Here is a 7,285-nt window from a genome sequence, read left to right as displayed (position 1 = left end):
TTGATCAGGTTCAGCAGGTGCATCCCGCTGTCGTGGATGTCGTTCGAGTATTCCCGGTAGGACGGCGCCGTGTGGATGCCGAACACCTCGTTCTTCATCACCTCCGAGAAGCCCAGGATGGCGTTGAGCGGCGTGCGCAGCTCGTGGCTCATGGTGGCGAGGAAGCGCGATTTGGCGAGGTTCGCCTCCTCGGCCCGGCGCCGCGCCTCGTCGGAATTGGCCTTGGCCTGCTCCAGCTCGCCGAACACCGCGTCCTTCTCGGCCCGCGAGCGCAGGGCGCCCACCGTCGAGGCGTAGAGGCGGCGGGCGAGGCCCAGGAAGAACAGCTGCGCGCCGGCGGCCATCAGCACCAGCAGCAGCGCCTCCATGCCCTTCGAGCAGGCGGCGAGTGACGCGGTGGCGAGGACCAGCGGCACCAAAGCGGCGACCGCCGCCACCGGCACCGTCGCCGCCAGCATCGTCGAGACCGCGGCCGTGATGACGAGGCCGAACAACACGAAGGTCCAGCCGCCGGTGGTGCCGAGCCCGATCATCGCCGACCACGACAGGCTCTGCAGGACCTCGCCGATCAGGAAGCGGCGGCGCCAGCGGGCGAGCGGGATCGTCGCCGCGTCGGCGCGCAGGAAGCGCCGGCTCAACGTGGTGTTGAGGGTGATCATCAGGATCGCGCCCAGTGCCCAGAGCGCGGCCACGACCGGGGCGATCCAGAAGGTCGCCGCCGTGGCGAGGGTGACCGCGAACAGCACCAGCGGAATGCCGGCCCCCGCCCGGTACCGGGCGTAATGGCGCAGCAACTCGTGATCGAAGGCCCGCTCGAGGCCGGTCTGCGAGGTCAGCTTCTCGCGGGCCGAGCGGATCTCGCGGGCGACACCGAGGCGTCGCGCCGCTTCCTCCGTCGAGGGGCCGCGACCGCGCTGCACCATCTCGACGGTGAGATCGGACATGGGTCTCTTGAAACTCGGCTCGAACGCGGCGCGGGCCAGCTGGGAAAGTTGGTGATGGCGCCAGGATGGGGCGGATGTCTTAAGAAGCGGCTGCCGGCATCGGTTGGATCTTACGCATCGGCGCTGGTTTCGCGGCGGCCGGCACGCCTCGCGTCCGTGCGCTGCCACACATCGTTGGCGTCGAGGTGCCCGCTACGGTAGAAGACGCACGTGGCGGGCCGAGTGCCGCGATCCGGTGCGCGCCGGATTCCGCGTGTCGACCGAGGGCCGCCGACCATGCCGAAGCTCACCGTCAACGGCGTCACCCACGACATCGACGCCGACCCGGACATGCCGCTGCTCTGGGTCCTGCGCGACCGCCTCGACGCCACCGGTACGAAATACGGTTGCGGCATCGCCCAGTGCGGCGCCTGCACGGTCCATCTCGACGGGCAGCCGGTGCGGTCCTGCCAGACTAAGATCGGCGATGTCGGCACCGCCCAGGTGACGACCATCGAGGGTGTCTCCGGCCGCGTCGCCGATGCCGTCCAGGCCGCGTGGCGCAAGCTCGACGTCGTGCAGTGTGGCTACTGCCAGTCCGGGCAGATCATGTCGGCGATCGGGCTCCTGTCCGGCAACGCCAAGCCCAGCGACGCCGACATCGACGGCGCCATGGACGGCAACATCTGCCGCTGCGGCACCTACCAGCGCATCCGCGCCGCGATCCACGAGGCCGCGCGCGACCTCGCCTGAAGATTCCCGCCCCTCTCCACGGTCCTGACCGGAGCATCGCCGCCATGCTGAACGCCCGTCGACCGAACCGAGTCCCGCCCGAAGCCCGGCCCAGCCGCCGCGGCTTCCTGGCCGGCACCGGCGCCATCGTGGTCGCCTTCCGGCTGGACGCGAAGCCCGCCCGGGCCGCCGCCGGCCCGGACCTCGCGAGCGTCAAGGCCCAGCCCAACGCCTTCGTGCGGATCGCCCCGGACGACACCGTCACGGTGGTGATCAAGCATCTCGACATGGGCCAGGGGAACACCACCGGTCTCGCCACGATCCTGGCCGACGAGCTCGGCGCCGACTGGAAGACGGTGCGCACCGAGTTCGCGCCGGCCGACGCGACGCTCTACAACAACAGCCTGATGGGCCCGATCCAGGGCACCGGCGGCTCCACCGCGGTGGCCAATTCCTGGTTCCAGCTGCGCAAGGCCGGCGCCGCCGCCCGGGAGATGCTGATGGCCGAGGCGGCCTTCCGCTGGAAGGTCCCGGTCTCGGAGATCACCGTCGCGGACGGCGTGGTGCGCCACGCCGCCTCGGGCCGGCAGGCCCGGTTCGGCGAGCTCGCCGCCTCGGCCGCGTCCCTGCCGGTGCCGTCCGAGCCGCGGCTCAAGGACCCGAGCGAGTGGACGCTGATCGGCACGAAGGTGCCGCGCCTCGATTCCGTGGCCAAGACCAACGGTTCGGCGATCTATTCCCTCGACATTCGCCGCCCGAACCAGGTCACCGCTGTGGTCGCGCGCGCGCCGCGCTTCGGCGCCACCGTGAAGGGTTTTGACGCCGCCGCCGCCCGCAAGGTCGCCGGCGTGCTCGACGTGGTCCAGGTTCCCACCGGCGTGGCGGTGATCGCCCGGGACACGTGGTCGGCCATGAAGGGCCGCGAGGCGCTCACCGTCACCTGGGACGACAGCACCGCCGAGACCCGCTCGTCCGACGCGATCCTGGCCGAGTACCGGGAGCGCGCCAAGGGACCCGGCCTCACCGCCTCGGAGCGCGGCGACCCGCAGGCCGCGCTGAAGGGCGCCGCCAAGGTGATCGAGGCCGAGTTCACCTTCCCGTACCTCGCCCACGCGGCGATGGAGCCCCTGAACGCCACGATCGAGCGGGCGGCCGACGGCGGCTACGACGTCTATGCCGGCTTCCAGTTCCAGACCGTGGAGCAGGCGACCATGGCGGCGATCCTCGGGGTGACGCCCGACCGGGTGCGGCTCCACAGCAACTGGGCCGGCGGCTCCTTCGGCCGCCGCGCGACGCCCACGGCCGACTACCTCGCGGAAGCCGCCACGGTGCTGAAGGCCGCCGGCGAGAAGGCGCCCATTCACCTCGTCTGGACCCGCGAGGACGACATGGCCGGCGGTTATTACCGCCCGACCGTGCTGCACAAGGTCCGGGCCGGCATCGACGCCAAGGGCGCGGTGGTCGGCTGGGATCACGTCATGGTCGGCAAGTCGATCATGATCGGCTCACCCTTCGAGGCGATGATCGTCAAGAACGGCATCGATTCGACCACCGTGGAGGGCGCCTCCGACACGCCCTACGCGCTCCCGGCCTACCGCTTCGGCGTCCATAACGGCCGCGAGGGCGTGCCGGTCCTGTGGTGGCGCTCGGTCGGCCACACCCACACGGCCCACGTGATGGAGGTGATGATCGACGAGCTGGCTCATGCCGCCGACGTCGATCCCGTGGCCTACCGGCTGTCGCTGCTGGCGCAGGCGCCGCGCCTCTCCGGCGTCCTGAAGCTCGCCGCCGACAAGGCCGGCTGGTCGGCCAAGGCGCAGAACAAGCCGCAGGAGAAGGGCCGCGGCCTCGGGGTGGCGGTCCATGAATCCTTCGGCTCCTACGTCGCCATGGTGGCCGACGTCACCGCGCAGGATTCCGGGATCCGGGTGAACCGGATCGTGGCGGCGGTGGATGTCGGCGTCCCGGTTAACCCGGACGTGATCCGCGCCCAGGTCGAGGGCGCGGTCGGCTTCGCCCTGTCGGCGGTGCTGCGCAACCGCATCACCCTGAAGGACGGTCAGGTGCAGGAGCACAATTTCGACGCCTACGAGCCGACCCGGATGAGCGAGATGCCGAAGGTCGAGGTGCATATCGTGCCGAGCCAGGCGGCGCCCACCGGCATCGGCGAGCCCGGCGTCCCCGTGCTGGCGCCCGCCGTCGCCAACGCGGTGTTCTCTGCCACCGGCCAGCGCCTGCGCGCCCTGCCCCTCGACCTCTCCGGCGTGAAGGGCGCGTGACGAATCGCACGGCGCGCCTGTCGGCCCCGGCGTAAGACGGAGGGGCCTTCCCCCCAAGGTAAGAGACCCGACTGACGACGGCGCGGCGCGACACCGCGCCGTTTTTTTTGGGCGCCGTTTTTTTTGGTTTGCGCGTGGCGGCTCGCCATCTTGGGGCCGATGCCCTCAGCCGCTCCCGCCTCGTTCGAAGACACCGCTGCGCGCCTGCGCGCCTGCCGCCTCTGCCGGGACAGCCCGCTCTACGGGCCGCCCCTGCCCCAGGAGCCGCGGCCGATCGTGCAGGGCAGCACCGGCGCGCGGCTCTGCGTGGCGAGCCAGGCCCCCGGGACGCGAGCCCACCGCACCGGCATGCCGTTCACCGATCCGTCGGGCGTGCGGCTGCGGAGCTGGCTCGGCCTCGACGAGGCGCAGTTCTACGATCCCGCGCAGGTTGCGATCGTGCCCATGGGCTCCTGCTTCCCCGGCCTGGACGCCAAGGGTGGCGACCGGCCGCCGCGCCGGGAATGCGCCGAGCGCTGGCGCGCGGAGCTGTTTGCCGGCCTGCCGAACCTCGATCTCATCCTGGTAATCGGCCAATACGCGCAGGGCTGGCACCTGGGCCGGATGGAGGGCGGCCTGACCGGTACCGTGCGGCGCTGGCGCGCGATCCTCGCCGAGCCCCGCCGCCCCCGAATCCTGCCCCTGCCCCACCCGTCCTGGCGCAACAACGGCTGGCTCAAGCGCGAGCCCTGGTTCGAGGCGGAACTGCTGCCGGTGCTGAAGGGGGAGGTGGCGCGGGTGTTGGGTGCATAGATCCAGCTGCGGATTTCGCCGCGCCGCCGCTTCCAGTCCCGGGGTTTGGGTCTATGCTGCGGTTCGTGAAGTTCATCGCGCAGGAACCGAAACGGTCGGCGAACATCGCCAAGCATGGATTCGATCCGGCCCAGTTCGAGGAGGCCTTCAGCTTCGACCGTTACGCGACTGCCCCGACCAAGCCGAGCCGCACCGGCCGCGCGCGCTTCCTGCTCATTGGGACCTGGTTCGGCGAGGCCGTGGTTGTGGTGATCGTCTCGCCGTTGGGAACCGAAGCCTTCGATGTCGTGAGCGTCCGCCGCGCCAACCGGACGGAGAGATCGATCTATGAAGCCCTCTGACCACGCCCCCGGCTACGTTCCGAACGCCGCCTACTCCCAGGCGGATTGGGACGAGGTGTCCGACAATCCCGAGCTGACCGCCGAACAGCTAGCCCAGATGCACCTGGGGTCCGAAGGCCTACCGCCAAATCTCGCCGCTGCACTCGACCAGCGCGGCCGCCGCCCGCAGGGTGAGACCGGGCGGGTGCAGCTCACTCTGAGCGTCGATCCCGACGTGCTCGCCGCCTACAAGGCCGGCGGCCCTGGCTGGCAGGCGCGCATGAACGCGGCCCTGGCCGAGGGCATCGCGCGCGGCAAGCGGCGCACCAAGGCCGTCAAGCGCGGCTGATAGGCTCCGGGTCCTGATTGACAGGGATCGCCGCGGCATGGTCGGTGCCGCCAGCCTGAAGGACGACTCGATGACCGTGCGTGCCGACCCCCGCGACCGCCTGATCGTGGCCCTCGATCTCCCGAGTGTGCCCGAGGCCGAGGCGCTGATCGACCGGATCGGCGATACCGCGACCTTCTACAAGATCGGCTACCGGCTGGGCTACGCGGGCGGGCTGGCGCTGGCCGAGCGGCTGGCGGCGCGCGGCCTCAAGATCTTCCTCGACCTGAAGCTCCACGACATCGGCAACACCGTCGAGGAGGGGGTGCGCTCGGCCTCGGGGCTGGGCGCCACCTTCCTGACCGTGCACGCCTATCCGCAGACCATGCGGGCGGCCGTGCGCGGACGGGGCGCGGGCCTGAAGATCCTGGCCGTGACGGTGCTGACCTCCTACGACGATGCCGATGCCGCGGAGGCCGGTTACGGCCTCTCGGTGGCCGAACTGGTCGCCAAGCGCGCCGCCCAGGCCGCGGAGATCGGCGTCGATGGCCTGGTCTGCTCGGCGACCGAGGCGGCCTCGGTCCGGCGCATCGTCGGGCCCGACCGGCTGATCGTCACCCCGGGCATCCGCCCGGCGGGCGCCGAGGCCGGCGACCAGAAGCGGGTGATGACCCCCGGGGACGCCCGCAAGGCCGGCATCGACCATGTCGTGGTCGGGCGCCCGATCACCGGCGCCGCCGATCCGCGGGCCGTGGCCCAGGCGATCGTCGCCGAGCTGGCCTGAGCCCCCGGCATTGTCTTCAGGCGGCCGGGATCTACGTCCGCTTGGCAACCGATGAGGCGCAGGATGGCAAAGGGCTACTGGATCGCGCGGGTCGATGTCCGCGACGCGGAGGCCTACAAGGACTACGTGGCCGCCAACGGCGTCGCCTTCGCCAAGCATGGCGGCCGCTTCCTGGTGCGCGGCGGCGCCTACGAGGCGGTGATGGGGCAGCCCCGGTCCCGCAACGTGGTGATCGAGTTCCCGAGCTACGCCGACGCCCTCGCCTGCTGGAATTCCGACCTCTACCAGGCGGCCAAGGCCAAGCAGCGCGGCGGGGTCGATGCCGAGATCCTGGTGATCGAGGGCTATGACGGCCCGCAGCCCAACACCTCCGAGCCAGCGCCGGAGGCCGGACGGGCCTCCGAGTAAGGTTTTCGGCCTCGGGTCTCGAAGCAGGTCCTTGCCTGACTGACGCCTTGTGACGCGTCCTACGCCGATCCATCCTCGGGGGCATTCCGCCCCCTCGGCGCCAGGCCCCGCAACAGGAAAGCCGTCATGGCCTCCAGCGAAGGTACCGGCTGCAGCGCGGTCTGACCGACCAGGAGCGGATGCGTGTAGCGGGCGATGCCGGCATGGATGCAGGCGGCTGCTTCCGCCGGGTCGGCGGCCTCGAACTCGCCCCTGGCCACGCCCTCGCGGATGATCCGCTCGAACCCGGCGGTGACCCGGGCGATGTGGTGGCGGCAGACCTCCCAGCTCTCGCCCATGGCCGCCTCGACCATCTCGTGCAGCCGGGGAAATTCCTCGCAGCGCCGGGTGCAGTCGCGGTGCAGCAGGTCGATCGCCGCCACCAGGCGCTCGGTGGCCGTCAGGCCCGGCCGGGCCGCGACCTCCGAGACCAGCGCCTCGATCTCGCCGATCAGCCGCTCCAGAACCGCCTCGTTGATCGCCTTCTTCGAATCGAAGAACCGGTAGACGTTGGCCGGACTCATCTTCAGCGTCCGGGCGATGTCCGCCACGGTGGTCTTCTGGTAGCCGATCTCGCGAAAATACGCCGCCGCCGTCGCCAGGATCCGGCAGCGGGTGGTGGGCGCGCTCTCCTCCGCGAGCGAGGGGGTTGGGGCATCCAGGGACATACCCCCTCACTA

At 71.0% G+C, this 7,285-nt stretch carries 9 protein-coding genes; 7 read left to right on the top strand and 2 right to left on the bottom strand.

The window, feature by feature from the left end; all coding sequences use genetic code 11:
- Positions 1 to 944, bottom strand: a 944-nt coding sequence (locus MKK67_RS29035; protein ID WP_279601889.1) for a histidine kinase dimerization/phospho-acceptor domain-containing protein, incomplete at its 3' end; no start/stop codon positions are given.
- Between the two features lie 276 nt (positions 945 to 1,220).
- Here MKK67_RS29035 and MKK67_RS29030 point away from each other — a divergent pair.
- The 7 genes from MKK67_RS29030 to MKK67_RS29000 all read left to right on the top strand — a co-directional run bounded on the left by MKK67_RS29030 (position 1,221) and on the right by MKK67_RS29000 (position 6,566).
- Positions 1,221 to 1,676, top strand: a complete 456-nt coding sequence (locus MKK67_RS29030; protein WP_243972094.1) for a (2Fe-2S)-binding protein — start codon at positions 1,221 to 1,223, stop codon at positions 1,674 to 1,676.
- A 44-nt stretch (positions 1,677 to 1,720) separates the two neighbouring features.
- Positions 1,721 to 3,934, top strand: coding sequence for a xanthine dehydrogenase family protein molybdopterin-binding subunit (locus MKK67_RS29025; protein WP_243972092.1), 2,214 nt, complete (start codon positions 1,721 to 1,723; stop codon positions 3,932 to 3,934).
- A gap of 159 nt (positions 3,935 to 4,093) precedes the next feature.
- Positions 4,094 to 4,726, top strand: coding sequence for a uracil-DNA glycosylase family protein (locus MKK67_RS29020; protein WP_243972090.1), 633 nt, complete (start codon positions 4,094 to 4,096; stop codon positions 4,724 to 4,726).
- Between the two features lie 65 nt (positions 4,727 to 4,791).
- On the top strand, positions 4,792 to 5,067 hold the full coding sequence (locus MKK67_RS29015) for a BrnT family toxin (RefSeq protein WP_243972088.1): 276 nt from the start codon (positions 4,792 to 4,794) through the stop codon (positions 5,065 to 5,067).
- A complete protein-coding gene (locus MKK67_RS29010; RefSeq protein ID WP_243972086.1) occupies positions 5,054 to 5,395 on the top strand; it encodes a BrnA antitoxin family protein in 342 nt (113 codons plus the stop codon). Before MKK67_RS29015 ends, MKK67_RS29010 begins: the two co-directional genes overlap by 14 nt.
- Positions 5,396 to 5,465: 70 nt before the next feature.
- A complete protein-coding gene (pyrF, locus tag MKK67_RS29005; protein ID WP_243972102.1) occupies positions 5,466 to 6,158 on the top strand; it encodes an orotidine-5'-phosphate decarboxylase in 693 nt (230 codons plus the stop codon).
- A 63-nt stretch (positions 6,159 to 6,221) separates the two neighbouring features.
- Entirely contained in the window at positions 6,222 to 6,566 is a 345-nt protein-coding gene (locus tag MKK67_RS29000) for a DUF1330 domain-containing protein (RefSeq protein ID WP_243972084.1), read from the top strand.
- A gap of 59 nt (positions 6,567 to 6,625) precedes the next feature.
- On the opposite strand, the gene MKK67_RS28995 is transcribed toward MKK67_RS29000, so the two are convergent.
- Positions 6,626 to 7,273 carry a TetR/AcrR family transcriptional regulator gene (locus MKK67_RS28995; protein WP_243972082.1) on the bottom strand — a complete coding sequence of 216 codons (648 nt, stop codon included), beginning with the start codon at positions 7,271 to 7,273 and terminating at the stop codon, positions 6,626 to 6,628.
- Positions 7,274 to 7,285 lie beyond the last annotated feature (12 nt).

Origin of the sequence: Methylobacterium sp. J-072, assembly GCF_022829425.1 — a bacterium.
In the GTDB taxonomy this organism is placed as follows: Bacteria; Pseudomonadota; Alphaproteobacteria; order Rhizobiales; family Beijerinckiaceae; genus Methylobacterium.
The sequence above is the reverse complement of the archived record's forward strand: the minus strand, read 5'-3'. Positions and strand labels throughout refer to the sequence as shown.

Bases quoted from the DNA above. Each gene is read 5' to 3' on its own strand.
- MKK67_RS29030 (WP_243972094.1), top strand. From the start codon at position 1,221: ATGCCGAAGCTCACCGTCAACGGCGTCACCCACGACATCGACGCCGAC.
- MKK67_RS29025 (WP_243972092.1), top strand. From the start codon at position 1,721: ATGCTGAACGCCCGTCGACCGAACCGAGTCCCGCCCGAAGCCCGGCCC.
- MKK67_RS29020 (WP_243972090.1), top strand. From the start codon at position 4,094: ATGCCCTCAGCCGCTCCCGCCTCGTTCGAAGACACCGCTGCGCGCCTG.
- MKK67_RS29010 (WP_243972086.1), top strand. From the start codon at position 5,054: ATGAAGCCCTCTGACCACGCCCCCGGCTACGTTCCGAACGCCGCCTAC.
- pyrF (WP_243972102.1), top strand. From the start codon at position 5,466: ATGACCGTGCGTGCCGACCCCCGCGACCGCCTGATCGTGGCCCTCGAT.
- MKK67_RS29000 (WP_243972084.1), top strand. From the start codon at position 6,222: ATGGCAAAGGGCTACTGGATCGCGCGGGTCGATGTCCGCGACGCGGAG.
- MKK67_RS28995 (WP_243972082.1), bottom strand. From the start codon at position 7,273: ATGTCCCTGGATGCCCCAACCCCCTCGCTCGCGGAGGAGAGCGCGCCC.